Source organism: Aeromonas mytilicola subsp. aquatica (genome assembly GCF_044336385.1).
Lineage (GTDB): Bacteria > Pseudomonadota > Gammaproteobacteria > Enterobacterales > Aeromonadaceae > Aeromonas > Aeromonas rivipollensis.
In genome coordinates this window covers 4,234,045-4,252,500 of record NZ_CP172298.1, presented here as the reverse complement: position 1 = coordinate 4,252,500, position 18,456 = coordinate 4,234,045, and the positions used below count along the sequence as shown (strand labels likewise).

Genomic DNA, 18,456 nt, shown 5'->3' with positions numbered 1-18,456 from the left:
AGTCAGAGGCGATGAAGGACGTACTAACCTGCGATAAGCTGTGAGAAGTCGGTAAGAGACGCTATTACTCACAGATTTCCGAATGGGGAAACCCACCCAGCATAAGCTGGGTATCTATTACTGAATACATAGGTAATAGAGGCGAACCGGGAGAACTGAAACATCTAAGTACCCCGAGGAAAAGAAATCAACCGAGATTCCCTCAGTAGCGGCGAGCGAACGGGGATTAGCCCTTAAGTTTCTTGGAAGTTAGTGGAATGGTCCTGGAAAGGCCAGCGATACAGGGTGATAGCCCCGTACATGAAAACGACCTTGAAGTGAAATCGAGTAGGGCGGGACACGTGACATCCTGTCTGAATATGGGGGGACCATCCTCCAAGGCTAAATACTCCTGACTGACCGATAGTGAACCAGTACCGTGAGGGAAAGGCGAAAAGAACCCCTGTGAGGGGAGTGAAATAGAACCTGAAACCGTGTACGTACAAGCAGTGGGAGCCCTTCGGGGTGACTGCGTACCTTTTGTATAATGGGTCAGCGACTTACATTTTGTAGCGAGGTTAACCGTATAGGGGAGCCGTAGGGAAACCGAGTCTTAACTGGGCGTCTAGTTGCAAGGTGTAGACCCGAAACCGGGTGATCTAGCCATGGGCAGGTTGAAGGTTGAGTAACATCAACTGGAGGACCGAACCCACTAACGTTGCAAAGTTAGGGGATGACCTGTGGCTGGGGGTGAAAGGCCAATCAAACTCGGAGATAGCTGGTTCTCCCCGAAAGCTATTTAGGTAGCGCCTCGGACGAATACTACTGGGGGTAGAGCACTGTTTGGACTAGGGGGTCATCCCGACTTACCAACTCCATGCAAACTCCGAATACCAGTAAGTAATATCCGGGAGACACACGGCGGGTGCTAACGTCCGTCGTGAAGAGGGAAACAACCCAGACCGCCGGCTAAGGTCCCAAAGTTCTGGTTAAGTGGGAAACGATGTGGGAAGGCTCAGACAGCTAGGATGTTGGCTTAGAAGCAGCCATCATTTAAAGAAAGCGTAATAGCTCACTAGTCGAGTCGGCCTGCGCGGAAGATGTAACGGGGCTCAAACCAGGCACCGAAGCCGCGGATTCACACTTATGTGTGAGTGGTAGGGGAGCGTTCTGTAAGTCTGCGAAGGTGTGTCGAGAGGCATGCTGGAGATATCAGAAGTGCGAATGCTGACGTAAGTAACGATAAAGGGGGTGAAAAGCCTCCTCGCCGGAAGACCAAGGGTTCCTGTCCAACGTTAATCGGGGCAGGGTGAGTCGACCCCTAAGGTGAGGCCGAAAGGCGTAATCGATGGGAAGCAGGTTAATATTCCTGCACGACTTGTAATTGCGATGGGGGGACGGAGAAGGCTAGGTGGGCCAGGCGACGGTTGTCCTGGTGAAAGTGCGTAGGCGGTATCTCTAGGCAAATCCGGAGATGCAACGCTGAGACACGAGACGAAGCCACTACGGTGGTGAAGCCATTGATGCCCTGCTTCCAGGAAAAGCCTCTAAGCTTCAGATTACAAGTCATCGTACCCCAAACCGACACAGGTGGTCGGGTAGAGAATACCAAGGCGCTTGAGAGAACTCGGGTGAAGGAACTAGGCAAAATAGAACCGTAACTTCGGGAGAAGGTTCGCTCTTGACAGTGAAGTCCCTTGCGGATGGAGCAGTTGGGAGTCGCAGTGACCAGATGGCTGGGACTGTTTATCAAAAACACAGCACTCTGCAAACACGAAAGTGGACGTATAGGGTGTGACACCTGCCCGGTGCCGGAAGGTTAATTGATGGGGTTAGCGCAAGCGAAGCTCTTGATCGAAGCCCCGGTAAACGGCGGCCGTAACTATAACGGTCCTAAGGTAGCGAAATTCCTTGTCGGGTAAGTTCCGACCTGCACGAATGGTGTAACCATGGCCATGCTGTCTCCACCCGAGACTCAGTGAAATCGAATTCGCCGTGAAGATGCGGTGTACCCGCGGCTAGACGGAAAGACCCCGTGAACCTTTACTACAGCTTGGCACTGAACATTGAACCTACATGTGTAGGATAGGTGGGAGGCTTTGAAGGCGTGACGCTAGTTGTGCTGGAGCCGTCCTTGAAATACCACCCTTGTATGTTTGATGTTCTAACGCAGGGCCCTGAATCGGGCTCGCGGACAGTGCCTGGTGGGTAGTTTGACTGGGGCGGTCTCCTCCCAAAGAGTAACGGAGGAGCACGAAGGTTGGCTAATCCTGGTCGGACATCAGGAGGTTAGTGCAATGGCATAAGCCAGCTTAACTGCGAGACGGACAGGTCGAGCAGGTACGAAAGTAGGTCATAGTGATCCGGTGGTTCTGAATGGAAGGGCCATCGCTCAACGGATAAAAGGTACTCCGGGGATAACAGGCTGATACCGCCCAAGAGTTCATATCGACGGCGGTGTTTGGCACCTCGATGTCGGCTCATCACATCCTGGGGCTGAAGTCGGTCCCAAGGGTATGGCTGTTCGCCATTTAAAGTGGTACGCGAGCTGGGTTCAGAACGTCGTGAGACAGTTCGGTCCCTATCTGCCGTGGGCGTTGGATGATTGAAGGGAGTTGCTCCTAGTACGAGAGGACCGGAGTGAACGAACCTCTGGTGTTCGGGTTGTCACGCCAGTGGCACTGCCCGGTAGCTAAGTTCGGAATCGATAACCGCTGAAAGCATCTAAGCGGGAAGCGAGCCCTGAGATGAGTCATCCCTGACCCCTTGAGGGTCCTAAAGGGCCGTTGGAGACCACAACGTTGATAGGTGGGGTGTGTAAGCGCGGCGACGTGTTGAGCTAACCCATACTAATTACCCGTGAGGCTTAACCATACAACACCCAAGAAGTGTTCTAAGGCTTGTAGCAAATAGAACGAACTACTCAAATTCAGTGATAGCGACCAGCCAATAAGGCCAAGTCGTTATTCACGTCAGCTTTCCGAGATTGAAGAATTTGCCTGGCGGCCATAGCGCCGTGGAACCACCTGATCCCATGCCGAACTCAGAAGTGAAACGCGGTAGCGCCGATGGTAGTGTGGCATTCGCCATGCGAGAGTAGGACACTGCCAGGCACCCAACACGAAAACCCCGCTCAATGAGCGGGGTTTTTTATTGTCTGAAGTTCCACCAAACCTGCCACTGCTCGCCGAGATCTCGTCTGATTATTCCTTGAGTTCACCAGTTTCGTCACCTGTTGGTGCTCATGACCTCCGGCTTCCGAGGCTTCGTCTGCCGCTACACCTGGATCTGCACTCTCACCGGTTTTCCATTTGATTCCTCACGCGGCGCTATCCTGCTGAAAGCCGGCGTCGGGCCTGCAATTGGGGTTGTATCTGCATCATAACTCGGTAGAGTAAAGGGCATTCCGGGTTTGCCCATACCATGCCTTTGCTTATCCATCTGGTATGAGAGCATCCCACCCGTTTTCATTCACCTTCAGTCAGTGGTACCGATATGGAACAAGTAAACAAGTCTACTTTCAGCGATGTGTTGGAATATGTGCGTATGTCCCGTCGTCAGAACAAGCTCAAGCGTGAAATCGCGGACAACGAGAAGAAGATCCGTGACAACCAGAAGCGGGTGCTGTTGCTCGACAACCTGAGTGATTATATCAAGCCCGGTATGAGCATTGATGAGGTGCAGGCCATCATAGCCAACATGCGCACCGATTACGAAGAGCGTGTCGATGATCACATCATCAAGAATGCCGAGCTTTCCAAGGAGCGCAAAGAGCTGAGCACCAAGCTCAAGGGCATGAGTACCAGCAAGTAAGCTCACATCGCCATTCCCGAACACCGGCTTCCAGCCGGTGTTTCATTTCCACTCCGCAGCTCGGATCTCTCGCCGTACTGCAACAATCGGCTCCCATTTTTACAATCGCCCTGTTAACATCGCTGCAAAGCAGTCAATAGTTTTCAAGCCCTTGACTTGAAACGACTAAGCTTGATTGAAAGACAATAAATTGCGCAACCATGGTGGGGCTGATATGGGCGCATCAAAACAGACGGATTCGAACAAAGTGGCATCTCAGGATTCATCCGTACCGCATGCGGACGGGCAATATCAGCGCAAGCGTCGCCCCTGGTGGCGCTGGTTGTTCTGTTTCATCTTTTTGCTTTGCCTGGCTGCCGTGATCGCCTTGGTCGGTTATGAAATGAAGACCTCCCGATTGCAGTCGCAGGAGATCTCCCGTTATGCCGCCAAGCTGACTTATGAGCTGGAACCCGGTCCAAGCAAGCAGATCACCTTCCCGGATGATGGCCCCTTCGACAAGCGACTCGGTTATGTGCTGATGCCCATGATCCAGGAGCGCCTCATCCAGCGTGGCTATCAGGTGAGCGAGCAGGTGCGTTTTTCCGATGCGCTCTACAACTACGCCAGTCATGGTTTCTTCGTCCCCTATACCGAGAAGGTGCAGGCGGGGCTGACTCTGCACGACTGCCGTGCCGAGCCTTTCTATCAATACAAGTACCCGACCCATTACTACCCTGATTTCAACTCCATTCCTCCTCTGGTCATACAGTCGCTGTTGTTTATCGAGAACCGGGAGCTGCTGAGCAACGAGCAGCCGCTGGCCAACCCGGCGGTAGACTGGCCCCGTTTTGCCAAGGCGGCGCTGTCCCAGGTGGGCAAGGCGCTGGACATGCAGGATCAATCCGCCGGCGGCAGTACGCTGGCGACCCAGGTGGAGAAGTATCGTCACTCCCCTGATGGTTTGACCCTGTCCCCCACCGAGAAGATCCGCCAGATGGCCTCAGCCAGCGTGCGTGCCTATCGATTGGGGCCAGAAACCCTGGAAGCACGCAAACTGGTGGCCTGGGCCTATCTCAACTCGGTACCGCTCTCCGCTGCCCCGGGCTATGGCGAGGTGCACGGCCTGGGGGATGGTCTCTGGGTCTGGTTTGGTGCCGATGTGGATGAGGTGAATCGCCTGCTGGATCCCGCTCGCAATCAGGATGCCACCCTGGCCGAGCAGGGGCTGGCGCTGCGCCAGGTCGTCTCCCTGATGATTGCTCACCGTCGCCCCTCCTACTATCTAGCCCAGGGACGGGAGGCGCTCTCGACCCTGACTGACAGCTACCTGCGTCTGTTCGTGCAGGAGGGCATGATCACGCCGCCCCTGATGGAGTCGGCGCTCAAGGCCAAGCTTGCGTTCCGCGACTTCCTGCAGGCGCCGGCGATCACTCGGGTCAATAACAACAAGGGGTTGCAGGTCGCGCGCACCCGCCTCAGTCGTCAGCTCGGGGTTCAGCTCTATGATCTGGACCGCATGGATCTGACGGCGGATACGACCCTCAACATGCCGCTGCAAAATGACGTTTCCCGTTATCTGCAGCAGTTGGCGGACCCCACATTCGCCGCCCAGGTCGGGCTGTTTGGTGAGCGCCTGCTCTCGCCGGAGAAGACGGGGGACGTCAGATACAGCTTCACCCTGTTCGAGAAGACGCCGGAAGGGGTCAAGGTGCGGGTGCAGACCGACAACACGGATCAGCCGTTCGACATCAATGAGGGCAGCAAGCTGGAGCTGGGCTCTACCGCCAAGCTGCGGGTGCTGACCACCTATCTTGAGATAGTGACCGAGCTGCATGACAGCTACGGGAACATGCCGACCGAGAGCCTGCGCAAGATAGAGGTCTCCGATCAGGACAACATCAGCCGTTGGGCCATTGCCTACCTGATGAGTGCCAAGGACAAGAGCCTGCCCGTGATGCTGGAGGCGGCGCTGGATCGCAAATACTCCGCCAGCCCCTATGAGGGCTTCTTCACCGGCGGCGGCATGCATACCTTCAACAACTTCCGCAAGGAAGACAATGGTCGCATTCCGCCTATCCGCGACGCCTTGCGTGAATCCATCAACCTGCCCTTCGTACGGCTGATGCGGGACATAGTGCGCTACAGCCTCTACAAGGAAGGCAACCGCGCCCAGTTGCTCAAGGATGACAAGGATCCCCGTCGTACCGAGTATCTGGCCAAGTTTGCCGACAAGGAGGGCCAGACCTATTTGCTGCGCTTCTGGCGCAAATATCGCGGCAAGACCACGGATGAGCAGCTAGATACCTTCCTCGACGGCCTCAAGCCGAGCGCAGTGCGCCTCGCGGCCGTGCATCGCTACCTGATGCCGGAAGCGTCACAGGCCGATTTTGCCGCCTTCCTGGCGAAGCGCCTGCCGCGGGACAAGCTGAGCGACAAGCGAGTCGAGCAGCTCTACACCAGCTATGGTCCTGGTAAGTATTCACTGCCGGATCAAGGCTATATCGCTCGTGTCCACCCGCTGGAGCTGTGGCTGCTCTCCTATCTCAGGGAGTTTGACAAGGCTACCTTCGCCGATGCGGTTGCGGCCAGCCGGGATGAGCGTCAGGAGGTCTACAGCTGGCTGTTCAAGACCCGCCATCGCAGCGCCCGGGATAGCCGGATCCGTACCATGCTGGAAGTCGAGGCCTTCCTCGACATCCATCAGCGCTGGGCACGCCTGGGCTATCCGTTTGATCACCTGGTTCCCTCCCTGGCGACCGCCCTGGGCAGCTCGGGTGACAGACCCGCTGCCCTGGCGGAGTTGATGGGGATCATCCAGAACGGCGGCATGCGGGCACCGACCCTGCGGATCGAGCATCTCTCCTTTGCCAAGGACACGCCCTTCGCCACCGCGTTCGAACCGGCCAACACCCAGGGTGTGCGAGTGATGCCCGCCGAGGTGGCCACCGCCCTGCGCAATGCCCTGTCCAAGGTGGTGGAAGGCGGCACGGCACGGCGCATCGCCGGTGCCTTTGCCTTGCAGGATGGCACCGTGCTGTCGTTGGGGGGCAAGACGGGGACGGGGGACAACAGGATCGAGACTGTCGGTCGCTACGGCAATGTCACCAGCTCGCTGGCGCGTAACCGGACAGCGACCTTTGTCTTCTACATAGGGGATGAGCACTTCGGCACCCTGACGGCCTATGTGCCTGGCAGCCAGTCCGACAAGTTCCGCTTCACCTCGGCACTGCCGGTACAGGTCCTCAAGGGGATGGCGCCCTTGCTGGTGCCCTATCTGCAACCGGGCACTCACACCCAGTGTTTGCCGGGCAGCTGACGGCGCATAAAAAAACGGGGCCAACTTGGCCCCGTTTTTGTTTCTGTCGGCGACAGGTGTCCCGCGCCGGCATCATGACTTACAGCAGATGTTCTATCTCACCGCGCAGGTACTGGTACATCTCGCGATAGGCCACAGGCGGCTTGTTCAGCTCCCGCTCCTTGTTGGCGGTGCGGATCAGCTGACGCAGCTTCTGGCGATCCAGCTCGTGGAACTGGGACATCAGTTCGTTGAGGGCGCTGTCACCCTCGGTGATCAGGCGCTCACGCCACTGCTCCAGCCGGTGCAGGCGGGCATTCACGGTGGAGTGACGCATCTTGATGATGGAGAGGGCTTCCTCGATCTGCTCTATATCCCGGCTGCGCATCAGGCGGCCGATGAACTGCAGGTGGCGGCGGAAGGACTCGTCCTTCTTGGGTTTGAGCTTGCGGCCCAGCTCGACGGCTTCGGCCAACTCTTCATCCAGCGGGATCCGTTCCAGCTCGCTGTGGCTCAGGGAGACGATCTCGGCCCCCAGTTTCTGCAGTGCCTCGGCGTCGCGCTTGAGCTGGCTCTTGCTTGGACCCCAATCGTCCAATTCGTTGTCGTCTTGATACTGACTCATCGGTCTCTGATTCCTGTCATTCGCGTTGGGGGATATGTTACCAGCTTCTCCCGCTGGGCGCAGGGGTCTGATATGCTTAGCCCCTTTCCTTCCTTCATACAGATGTGAGTTATGGACCAGCAAGATCAAATCCGCCAGGATCAAGCCCATCTCGAGGCGGTGGTCGCCGAGGCCCTGGAGATAGCCAAGGGGCTGGGTGCCGGGCTTGCGGAAGTCTCCATCAGCAAACAGACAGGGCTGTCGGTGAATACCCGGGGCTGTGAGCTGGAAAGCATCGAGTTCAACAAGGATGGAGCGCTCGGCATCGCCGTCTATCGCAATGGCTGCAAGGGATCTTCTTCGACCACGGATCTCGGCAAGCTTGCCATCCGCGCCGCCGTCGAAGCGGCCATGGAGATTGCCCGCCACACCTCCCCCGATGAATATGCCGGCCTGGCGGATGCCGAACTGCTGGCCTGGGATGCCCCGGATCTGCAACTCTGTCACTCCATCGAGCTGGATCCCCAGCGTGGCATCGAGCTGGCCATCGAGTGCGAGCGGCTGGCCCTGGGGCGTGATGCCCGCATCAAGCACTCCGATGGCGCCAGCTTTTCAAGCCATCTGGGAGTCAAGGTCTATGGCAACAGCCATGGCTTCGTCAAAGGCTATGCGGCGTCGCGCAACTCCCTGAGCTGCGTGCTGATCGGCGAGCAGGATGGGGACATGCAGCGGGACTATGGCTACTCCTCCAGCCGCGCCCTCTCCGGCCTCTGGACCCCGCAGCGGATCGCCGACGAGGCGGTGGAGCGCACCGTCTCCCGTCTGGGGGCCCGCAAGATCAGCACCCGCCACGCCCCCGTGCTGTTTCATCCCGACACTGCCGCCGGCCTGTGGGGCCATCTGGTGATGGCTATCAGCGGCGGCAACCTCTATCGCAAGTCGAGCTTCCTGCTGGACAAGCTGGGCAAGCAGATACTGCCTGAGTGGCTCAGCATTCAGGAGTTTCCACACCTGCTGGGGGGGCTTGCCAGTACCCCCTTCGACGGCGAAGGGGTACGCACCCGCGACATGGACATAGTCCGCAACGGCGAGCTGATGAGTTGGCTGCTCACCTCCTACTCGGCCCGCAAACTGGGGTTGACCACCACGGGCCACGCCGGTGGCATCCATAACTGGCAGGTTTCCAATACCGGCCAGGATTTCCAGGGCATGCTCAAAGAGATGGGTACCGGCCTGCTGGTGACCGAGCTGATGGGGCAGGGGGTCAACATCGTCAATGGTGACTACTCCCGCGGCGCCGCCGGTTTCTGGGTGGAAAATGGCGAGATCCTCTATCCGGTTGAGGAGATCACCATAGCCGGCAACCTGGCCGATATGTTCAGTACCCTGGTGGCGGTGGGGAACGACGAGGACGAGCGCTCCAGCCTCAAGACGGGCTCTGTGCTGGTCGAGCAGATGAAGCTGGCGGGGCACTAAGCCGCCAGACTCCGGTGTCTAGTCCTGAAATAGGTTTACACATTTTCGTCTAGCTTCACGCGACTCAGAACCCCCGATGCACCGCATCGGGGGTTCTGTATTTCAAGGCATGATGCGGCCGCTCCAGGTTGTAAATATCTACCGCCTCGTGCACCATCTCCCGCGCTTGCGCCAGGTCCTGCGGGCTTTGTAACAGCAACTCTCCTTTCAAAATCCCATTCACCCGCTCCGCCAACGCATTTTGGTAACAGTCATAGCCATCCGTCATCGAGCACCGGACCCCGTGCCGTTCATGCAATGACTGATACAGGCCCGAGCAATACTGCACGCCGCGGTCCGAGTGATGGATAAGCCCCTCGCCGCCACGCCGTTGCTTCAGCGCTTTCTTGAACGCCATGCCCACCGACTCGGCGTGCATCCCTTCGTGCACGTGATGGCCCACTATTTTGCGTGAGTACGCATCCGTCACCAGGCTCAGGTACAGCGGCCCGCTCCTGGCTGGCAGATAGGTGATATCGGCGACCCAGACCTGCTCCGCTGCCACCGGTGTGACCTGCTCCGACCCTGCCTTGAGCAAGTTGGGATAACGGTAGAAGCGGTGAAAACTGTGGGTGGTCTTGTGATACGCCCGCTTTGGCTGCACCAGCAGGCGGTGCTCGGCCAATATCTGAAACAGCCTGTCCCGCCCGACCTTGAGCCCGCCATCATCCTGACCCTGAAGCAGATAATGCAGCTTGCGGGTGCCCACCCGTGGCTGGCGTAACCGGACCTGGCGCACGAAGCGCACCACTTGCAGCCCCTGTGCATGGCGCACGTCTGCAACCCGATTGCGCTTGTAGTAAGCCTGACGGCTGATTCCCAGAGACAGGCAAGCCCTGACGATGGTCAGCCTCTGGACTTGCCGCTGCGAGAGGACTTGCCGGGTCGCTTTTTTACGATGGAGACGCCGTAGTCGTTCTTCAGCACATCGACGACGGCCTCAAAGAACTGGGCCTTCTGGCTCATCAGCGCCAGCTGCTGTTCGAGTTCCTTGATGCGCTGTTCGGGCGTCTGGTTGTCGGGGTCAGGCATGGTGATGCTCCTGCCGGCGCGCACAGAAGCCCCCAGGCTCCAATCTTGCCGACCATGTCTACGCAACCATACCAGAACGGTGGATCGGTCCTGAATGCCATAACGGGCCTGAGCCTGTTTGTCGGTGAGCTCGCCTTTTTCAATCTGCTCGACCACGGCTAATTTAAAAGTCAGCGAGTAATCGCGCTGTGTCCGTTTCACACCTTGTCCCATCGGGGTCTCCATTTATTGGGGGGAAAGGTGTAAACCATATTCAGGACGGGACACGGAATAGAAAAAGGCCGCAATTGCGGCCTTTTTGGTTTTCTCTGTCACTCGGGTCAGACGTCGGCCAGTTGCAGGGCCTGACGATAGTATTCGTTGGCCTTGTTGGTGAGGCGGCGCTTGTCCATCACCTGGCCGAGGGCATGGTAGAGGGCTGCATCCGGCCTCTTCGCCACTTCCTGCTCCAGCAGGCGCTGGGCCTCGTCCAGCTGGCCGGCCAGCAGGTAGATTCGGGCCAGTGCCGCCTCGGCGCCCGGCTGATCCTGGATCTTCTTGAGCAGGGTCAGCATGGGCTGATAGTCATCCAGCCTGAGCTTGGGCAGGCGGGCGAACAGCTCGGGGGAGGGATCCTTGCGCAGGGCTTCCAGCCAGAGGTCGGCCGCCTCGCTGTCGGCACCGAGCCGGCGCAGACGATCCCCGTAGCTGGCCAGCAGTGCGGGATCCTGACGCAGCTTGCGGGGCAGCGCCTGCCACACCGGGCGCAGGGTCTCGAGGGCGCCGCTGGCGGCCTCGAGACGGCCAATCCAGGCCTGGTGCAGCAGCGCCTCTTCCTGCACCGGCGTCAACTTGCCCACCTTGCGCAGGGCCGGGGCCAGATCGATCAGGGCCGCCCAGTCCTCCTGGGCCAGATAGACCTGGCGCAGTTGATCCAGCACCATGGGGTGGCGCGGGTGCAGGGCGTAGACGGACTCGAGCCGGCCTAGGGCGCTGTCGTACTGGCCCTGCTCTATCTGCAGTTGGGTCTGGATCAGGGTCAATGCCAGCTCGGCCTTGGGGTTCTCCTCCTGCGCTTTTTGCAGGTAGTGATCCCGGCGCACATCATCGCCCCTGGCCTGGGCCACCTTGGCGGCACTCAGGTAGTTGAGCAGCGGGGTGTCGCTGTTGTCGGCCCCCTTGATCAGCAGCTTCTCGGCCTGGTTGTAGTGCCCCTCGGCCATGGCCAGGGTGGCATTCACGGTTTGCAGGTTCGCCTTACGGCGACGGCGCGAGCCGAACCAGCCCTGGGTCTTGCGGCGCAGGCCGAAGACCCGGCCCAGCACCCACTCGACGATGAGCAGGGCACCGTAGAAGAGTACCGCCAGGATCACGGCGCTGGTGACCGAAGACTCCACCGTGTAGTTGCCGAGCGAGATGAGCACATAGCCCTTGTTGCCGGAGGCTTCGGGGCCGAAGATCAGGCCCGCGACCATCACGGCCACCACGACGATCAGACGAATCATGGTCTCCTCCTCAGTTGCCGGCCAGGATGCGTTGCAGGCGCTCGGTCAGCACCTGTTCCAGCATGGACTGGGTCTTGAACTGATCCGGGTAGTCAAACTGGATCTGCTCGCCTTTGAGCTTGTCGAGCTCGGACTGCATGTATTGGGTGGCGCTGTTGTCGGTATCGAAGTACTGGGTCAGCCAGCGCTGGGCCTTCTCCAGGCTGTCGGTATAGAGCGCCTGCTGCTCGCGATAGACGGCGAGCTGGGCCTGCAACAGCTTGGTCTTGAGGTTCTCGCGCAGGAAGATCTCCTGTTGCGGGGAGAGCAGGGCCTCCACGGCACCGTCGCGGCGGCGTATGGTGATGAAGTTCTCGGTGAACTTGACCCAGTTCTTCTTGAGATTGCTCTCCCACTCGTCCGGATTGGTACTGACCGCCTGATCGGGCTCGGCCTTGGCTTGTGGCATGCTCACGGTGGAGAGGGGCAGCAGCTCTATCTGGTCGGAGAGCGCGGCCAGCTTCAGGGTCAGCCCCTCGCGATCGACCCGCGGCATCCCCTTGAGCTGGGCTATGTCTTCCGCCAGCGCCTTGCGAATGGGCATCAGGCTGGGATCGTTGAGCGCCTTGATCCGCTCGTCGGCGTTGCCGAGCAGGGTGATGGCGGAGACGATATCATGCTCGAGCCACAGCTTGCGGCCCGCCATGCGCACCAGGTATTCGGATTCGGCCAGCATCCAGTCGTTGGGGCGCTTGTCGTCGAGATCCAGCACCTTGTGCTGCAGGGCGTCCAGCGCCTCCTGCTGCTGTTGCTGGCTCTTGCCGAGGGCGCTGAACTGTTCGGCATCCTTGCTGTTGTTCTGATCCAGCTTGCCCATGGCCTCGGCCAGTTGCAGCTTGAGGGCGCCGAGTTCGGCCTGCTGGGCGACGGCATTCTGGTGGCCGTGCAGATAGAGGCCGCCGGTCAGCCCCAGGGCCAGCAGTATGGCAACGCCACCGAGGACGACGCCGGCGCCGCCCTTCTTGTTGCCGACGGCCTTGTTCTCGGGCTTGTTGTTGCCGGCCGCGGGGGCCGCAGCACTCGGCTGGACTTCTTGCTGTTCAGTCATTCCATCTTCCTCAGTTCCAGGGCGGCCACCAGAGCCTGGTTGGATGCACCTTGGGCAATCACGATACGGGTAAAACCAGCTCCCTCGGCCAGCTCGGCCACCCGGGGACTGGGCACCACCAGCAGGCGGTCATAAAGCCAGGGTCGCTGCGGGCCGGGCACCAGTGCCAGCAACCGCTGCAGGAGTTCACCACTGGTGATGAGCAGGCTGTCGAGACCGGCTGCCTGCCAGTGGCGGGTCAATGCGTCCCCATCGAGCTCGGGGTAGTGGCGCTCATAGGTGGCACAATAGTGCACCAGTGCGCCGCGTGAGGCCAGCGTCCGGGCGATGAGATCCCGCCCGTCGTTGCCGCGCAGGATCAGCACCCGCTTGCCGCTCACTCCTTGCAGGGGCGGCAGGGCCAGCAGGCCTTCGCTACGTGGATCGTCAGGGCAGCTTGCCTCTATACCGACTTCGCTGAAGGCATCCGCGCTGGCCTGACCGACCGCAAAGTAGTCAATATGTGGCCAGGTCAGACCAGTTTGCAACAGAAAATGATGAGCAAATTTAACGGCATGGGCGCTGACGGCGATGACGATGTCCGTTTGGGGCAGCAGTGCGGGCAGGCGGGGGAGTTCACTGCCCGGCCGGGTTTCCAGCAGCGGGCAGCACAGCGGTGCATGGCCCTGCTGGCGCAGCAACTGCACCAGCAGGGCGGCCTGGGCGGCCGGGCGCACCACCAGGGGGACCATCAGGTGGCGCTCCAGGGTGGTGACCATGAGCCGGCCAGGACCGCACTCATGCCCGGTAGACCTCGGCCAGAATTGCGTCGGCGCCAGCGGCCAGCAGACGCTGGGCCAGGGCGTGGCCGAGCGCCTCGCCGTCGGCCAGGGGGCCGCGGATCTCGTCCCGGATCACCTGGGTGCCATCTGGGCTACCCACCAGGCCGCGCAGCCAGACCTCGTCCCCCTGCACCAGGGCATAGGCACCGATAGGCACCTGACAGCCCCCTTGCAGGGCGCGGTTCATGGCGCGCTCTGTCAGCACCCGGATGCGGGTCTCGGCGTGTTCCAGGGGTGCCAGCAGGGCGTGCAGCTCGTGATCGTCCTGGCGACACTCGATTCCAACAGCGCCCTGACCGTTGGCGGGCAGGCTCTGCTCCGGCTCGATGAAGGCGGTGATGCGATGGGCCATCTCCAGCCGTTTCAGGCCGGCGGCGGCGAGTATGATGGCGTCGTACTCACCGGCATCCAGCTTGGCGAGGCGGGTGTTGACGTTGCCGCGCAGGTCGCGGATCACCAGATCCGGACGGGCGGCCCGCAGCTGGCACTGGCGGCGCAGGCTGGAGGTGCCGACCACGGCCCCCTGGGGCAGCTCGTCGATCTGCTGGAAACGGTTGGAAACGAAGGCATCGCGCGGGTCTTCGCGCTCGCAGATGGTGTGCAGGCCCAGCCCTTCCGGGAACTCCACCGGCACGTCCTTCATGGAGTGGACGGCGATGTCGGCCCGCCCTTCCAGCATGGCAGTCTCCAGCTCCTTGACGAAGAGTCCCTTGCCGCCGACCTTGGCCAGCGGCGTATCCAGGATCTTGTCACCCTGGGTGCTCATGGGGACAAGTTCGACTCGCAGATCGGGATAGAGGGCTTCCAGCCGATCTTTTACAAAGTTGGCCTGCCACAGGGCCAGTGGGCTCTTGCGAGTGGCAATTCTCAGGGTTCGGGCTGCCATATCAATCAGTTGTTTCATCTTTAGTGAGGAAAACGATCTTACCACCCTTTGCAGGGGCTTTCATGGCGCAGCCGGCAAAAGCGGGGCCAAGCTCAAAAAGGGTCGTTGAAATTAATTTTCATTCGCTCATTATATGATGGCAACTAATTGAAAATATTATTTTTTATTGCTTTCCACTGATACCGTTACGGGGCGTGCCAGAAATAATCCGGTGATTGTGTGCGGGCTTGTTTACCACTGCTGTTTGCATTGTTAACATGATCACACTTTTTTGACGTCTCCCCGTTTTGGTGCGTCATTTCTCTTCCCCATAGGTAGGGCATTGCTGGTAAAACTCGACACGCTGGTGGCGCGCTACGACGAGCTGAATCGTCTCAAGACGCAACGAGCGTTGGATCTCATGAGTCGCTATGGGCAGCAGGTCTTCCAACTGCTGCCTGTCATGCTGCACTTCAATCATCCCCTTCTGCCCGGTTATGTGGCAGGGGACGTGCCTCATGGTATCTGGAGTTTCGTCGCCAACGAGGCTCAACAAGCCTTCATCCAGGATCTGTGTCAGAACGCCAACTGTCAGGGGGGCCTCAGCACCCACGACAAGTCGATCCAGGGCCTCTACTCCATGGGCAGCACCTCTTCCATCGGTCAGTGCTGCCACTCGGATCTCGACATCTGGGTCTGTCACGTGGCCGGCTTGTCCCAGGAACGCCTCGCCCTGCTGGAGCAGAAGTGCCAGCACCTCTCCCTCTGGGCCGAGCAGCGCGGGGTCGATCTCAACTTCTTCCTGATCCCCGAAGACAAGTTCCGCCAGCGCAACGATGCCCAGATGCAGGGGGAGAGCTGCGGCAGTGCCCAGCACCTGCTGCTGCTCGACGAGTTCTACCGCAGCGCCATGCACATCGCGGGCAAGCGGCTGCTCTGGTATCTGGTGCCTGCCGAGTATGACGACCACTACGACGACTATGTGAATGGCCTCTTTGCCCACGGCAAGCTGAGTCAGGATGACTGGCTCGATCTGGGGGGCTTTGACCGCATTCCCGCCGAGGAGTACTTCGGCTCAGCTCTGTGGCAGCTCTACAAGGGCATAGATTCCCCCTACAAGGCGGTGCTCAAGTCGGTGCTGATGGAGGCCTACTCCCACGAGTATCCCAACACCCGCTTGCTGTCGGTGACCAGCCGCGACTGGTTCCAGCACAACGAGGGGATGCACTACCGGCTCGACAACTACTGCCTGATGCTGGACAAGGTGACCAACTACCTCAAGTCCATCGGCGACATGCAGCGCCTGGATCTGGTGCGCCGCTGCTTCTATCTCAAGGTGTGCGACGGTCTGAGCCACCCGAAGGAGGAGCACTCCCCGGACTGGCGCCGGGAGCAGATGGCCCAGCTGGTGGCTTACTGGGGCTGGAGCCCGGAGCGGCTGCATCACCTGGATCATCGCCAGGAGTGGAAGGTGGAGGACGTCAAGGTGGCCTACGCCGAGTTGCTGGAGGCCCTGATGCAGAGCTACCGCAACCTCATCCAGTTCGCCCGCCGCAACAACATCAGCGAGTCCATCAACCCGGAAGACATCGGCATACTGTCGCGCAAGCTCTATGCCGCCTTCGAGAGCCTGCCGGGCAAGGTGCAGCGGATCAACCTCAAGATAGCGCCGGATCTCGGCGAGCCGGATCTCAGCCTGGTGCAGGTGCCCCACGGCCGCCTGAATCGCGCCGGCTGGTATCTCTACAAGCACTCTCTGGAGCCCGCCGACATCATAGGTCGGGCGCCGCTCGAATATAACGGCTACATCAGCAAGCTGGTGGCCTGGGCCTACTTCAACGGCCTGCTGACGCCCCAGTCCCGGGTGCACCTGTTCAATCAGGGCTCGGATCTGCACATCGACAACCTGCACCAGTTCTGTCGCGATCTCTCTGGGACCTTCCCGGTCAAGTACCCTCGCGCCACCAACCTGGCCCTGAGCCGCCCCTGCGAGATCCACCAGCTCTCCATCTTCCTCAACCTGGAGACGGACCCGTCCAGCCACTGGGTGGGCCAGGTGATCGAGTTCGACGCCAATGCCGCGGACGTCTTCTCCTTCGGTCGCAACCAGGAGTGTCTGGTGGGATCCGTGGATCTGGTCTATCGCAACTCCTGGAGCGAGATCCGCACCTTGCACTTCCAGGGGGAGGAGGCTGTGGTCGATGCCCTCACCACCATACTCGGCAAGATGCACCAGGATGCCGCCGCCCCCGAGATGATAGAGGTGTTCTGTTACAGCCAGCACTTCCGCTCCCTGGTGCGCACCCGCTTCCAGCAGCTGGTGGCCGAGTGCATAGAGCTGCGTCTGGCCCGTGACAAGCAGCAGCTGGTCAAGACGCTGGCCCTTGGCCGCGAGAAGTACGGCATCTTCTTCGAGCGGCGCGGGGTCTCGGTGAAGAAGCTGGAAAACGCCATCGACTTCTACCGCCACATCTCCCACAACAAGCTGGATCACCTGCCGCTGCGGCTCGACAAGACCCACAGCCAGCACCTGCCCGGCATAGTCGACACCTATGCCAGCGAGGGGCTGGTGCAGTTCTTCTTCGATACCCGGGATGCGGGCACCAACATCTATATCCTGGACGAGGCGAACCGGGTGGAGATCTACCAGCACTTCGCCGGCAACAAGGATGAGCTGGTGCAGGGGGTGAACCGCTTCTACACCTCGGGCCACGAGCGTTTCAGCGATGCGGGTCAGTTCAGTAACTTCAACCTGCCCCAGTATTATGAAATCGTGCAGATGGGCGACAAGCTGGAGGTGATCCCCTACCGTAGCCAGAATCCGCAGCGGGACAATCCGGGGGCGGCTCGGGAAGTAGGGTGATGGAAGCTGGGTGATGTGCCGGGCACATCGCCATCAGGGATGAAAGCAAACGGCCTGCATGATGCAGGCCGTTGTCGTATCTGTGGTGCTACATCAGGCGCCGAGGCGCGCCAGCAGCCAGTGGCGGATGTCGGCGAGCTGGGGTCGGCAGATCTCGTGGCGCATGGGGTATTCGTGCCACTCCAGGCTGAGGCCCGCCGCCTCCAGCCGGTTCTTGGCATTCCAGCCCATGGAGAGGCTCACCACGTCATCATAGATGCCGTGCATGTAGCAGATGGGCAGGGCGCGGGCGGCCTCGCTCATCTCCTCGACCAGTTGCTCGGGTGCCGCCAGATAGGTGGACATGCAGAGCAGGCCCGCCAGTGGCGCCGGATGGCGCAGGGCGGTGAAGGAGGCGATGACGCCCCCCTGGGAGAAGCCCGCCAGCACTATGTTGCCTGGGGCGAAGCCCTCGGCCACCAGCCGATCCAGCAGGGCGGCGATACGATCGGCGGACTCGCGCACATGGGACTCCACGGCGCGATCCGCCGGGTCGTCGAAGCTCTTGATGTCGTACCAGCCGCGCATCTTGTAGCCCATGTTGATGGTGATGGGCCGCTCAGGTGCATCGGGCAGCAGGTGACGGACCGGCAGGGTGGCGGGCAGCGCCAGGGCATCGACCAGGGGGGCGAGCCCGGCGCCGGAATCCCCCAGCCCGTGCAGCCAGATCACCGCATGACGGGCGCCCTGGGGATGCAGATCCATCATGGGATACTCTGTCATCATGGGAACTGGACGGGCTCGCCCGCCTGGGTGGTGCAGGCCCGGGTCAGCAGGGCCTTGAGCTCGTCGCCGAAGCGGTTGTCGATCCAGCTGTCACCGCGCAGTTCGAAGTGGAAGCCGTTCTCGCGGGTGGCCACCCAGATCTGGTGCAGGGGCTCCTGCTTGTTGATGATGACCTTGGTCTTGTTCTCGAAGCTTAAGGTCAGCACACCGCCTGCTCGCTCGCAGTCGATATCCGGATACCCCTCGTCGATAACGTCTTCCACATACTGGAAGAAGGCGTCGGTCAGGGCGTGATACTCGTGATCCTTCATCGGTTTATCCTGTTGCTTTTAACAATGTGAGTGCGATTAT

General features: G+C 60.1%; 12 protein-coding genes and 2 rRNA genes (1 of these 14 only partly in view). 6 read left to right on the top strand and 8 right to left on the bottom strand.

Annotated features, from left to right (window positions below; genetic code table 11):
* From ACFWHB_RS19515 to ACFWHB_RS19500, 4 genes are all read left to right on the top strand, one after another.
* Positions 1–2,853, top strand: a 23S ribosomal RNA gene (locus ACFWHB_RS19515); it begins 37 nt to the left of the window's first position.
* 124 nt (positions 2,854–2,977) lie between these two features.
* Positions 2,978–3,092, top strand: a 5S ribosomal RNA gene (rrf, locus tag ACFWHB_RS19510).
* 382 nt (positions 3,093–3,474) lie between these two features.
* Positions 3,475–3,792 carry a PTS system regulator TmaR gene (gene tmaR / locus ACFWHB_RS19505; protein ID WP_025328544.1) on the top strand — a complete coding sequence of 106 codons (318 nt, stop codon included), beginning with the start codon at positions 3,475–3,477 and terminating at the stop codon, positions 3,790–3,792.
* 214 nt (positions 3,793–4,006) lie between these two features.
* A complete protein-coding gene (locus ACFWHB_RS19500; protein ID WP_395949083.1) occupies positions 4,007–7,090 on the top strand; it encodes a transglycosylase domain-containing protein in 3,084 nt (1,027 codons plus the stop codon).
* A gap of 79 nt (positions 7,091–7,169) precedes the next feature.
* Here the strand turns inward: ACFWHB_RS19500 and yjgA are convergent, their stop codons facing one another.
* Positions 7,170–7,694, bottom strand: coding sequence for a ribosome biogenesis factor YjgA (yjgA, locus tag ACFWHB_RS19495; protein ID WP_106885621.1), 525 nt, complete (start codon positions 7,692–7,694; stop codon positions 7,170–7,172).
* A 111-nt stretch (positions 7,695–7,805) separates the two neighbouring features.
* On the opposite strand from yjgA, the gene pmbA reads away from it, so the two are divergent.
* Positions 7,806–9,149: a metalloprotease PmbA gene (pmbA, locus tag ACFWHB_RS19490; protein ID WP_395949082.1), complete on the top strand. Its 1,344-nt coding sequence runs from the start codon at positions 7,806–7,808 to the stop codon at positions 9,147–9,149.
* A 64-nt stretch (positions 9,150–9,213) separates the two neighbouring features.
* Here the strand turns inward: pmbA and ACFWHB_RS19485 are convergent.
* From ACFWHB_RS19485 to hemC, 5 genes are all read right to left on the bottom strand, one after another.
* Positions 9,214–10,433, bottom strand: a protein-coding gene (locus tag ACFWHB_RS19485; protein WP_395949081.1) for an IS3 family transposase whose coding sequence is annotated in 2 segments (ribosomal slippage) — positions 9,214–10,085 and positions 10,085–10,433 — 1,221 coding nt in all. Because the reading frame shifts where the segments join, the coding sequence is not laid out codon by codon here.
* Positions 10,434–10,540: 107 nt separating this feature from the next.
* Positions 10,541–11,704 (bottom strand): heme biosynthesis HemY N-terminal domain-containing protein, encoded by a 1,164-nt coding sequence (locus ACFWHB_RS19480; protein ID WP_395949080.1) that lies wholly within the window; start codon positions 11,702–11,704, stop codon positions 10,541–10,543.
* A 10-nt stretch (positions 11,705–11,714) separates the two neighbouring features.
* The gene (locus ACFWHB_RS19475; protein WP_111910724.1) at positions 11,715–12,791 is read right to left on the bottom strand and encodes a uroporphyrinogen-III C-methyltransferase; all 1,077 of its coding nucleotides are present in this window, start codon (positions 12,789–12,791) and stop codon (positions 11,715–11,717) included.
* Positions 12,788–13,522 carry a uroporphyrinogen-III synthase gene (locus ACFWHB_RS19470; protein WP_395950225.1) on the bottom strand — a complete coding sequence of 245 codons (735 nt, stop codon included), beginning with the start codon at positions 13,520–13,522 and terminating at the stop codon, positions 12,788–12,790. The genes ACFWHB_RS19475 and ACFWHB_RS19470 overlap by 4 nt, the downstream gene beginning before the upstream one ends.
* A gap of 46 nt (positions 13,523–13,568) precedes the next feature.
* On the bottom strand, positions 13,569–14,498 hold the full coding sequence (hemC, locus tag ACFWHB_RS19465; RefSeq protein ID WP_394294388.1) for a hydroxymethylbilane synthase: 930 nt from the start codon (positions 14,496–14,498) through the stop codon (positions 13,569–13,571).
* Positions 14,499–14,820: 322 nt separating this feature from the next.
* On the opposite strand from hemC, the gene ACFWHB_RS19460 reads away from it, so the two are divergent.
* Complete coding sequence (locus tag ACFWHB_RS19460; protein ID WP_106885148.1) at positions 14,821–17,340, top strand: class I adenylate cyclase; 2,520 nt, start codon at positions 14,821–14,823, stop codon at positions 17,338–17,340.
* 93 nt (positions 17,341–17,433) lie between these two features.
* Here ACFWHB_RS19460 and ACFWHB_RS19455 read toward each other — a convergent pair whose 3' ends face one another.
* Positions 17,434–18,087 (bottom strand): alpha/beta hydrolase, encoded by a 654-nt coding sequence (locus ACFWHB_RS19455; RefSeq protein ID WP_234570296.1) that lies wholly within the window; start codon positions 18,085–18,087, stop codon positions 17,434–17,436.
* A 14-nt stretch (positions 18,088–18,101) separates the two neighbouring features.
* Entirely contained in the window at positions 18,102–18,416 is a 315-nt protein-coding gene (gene cyaY, locus ACFWHB_RS19450; protein WP_106885146.1) for an iron donor protein CyaY, read from the bottom strand.
* Positions 18,417–18,456 lie beyond the last annotated feature (40 nt).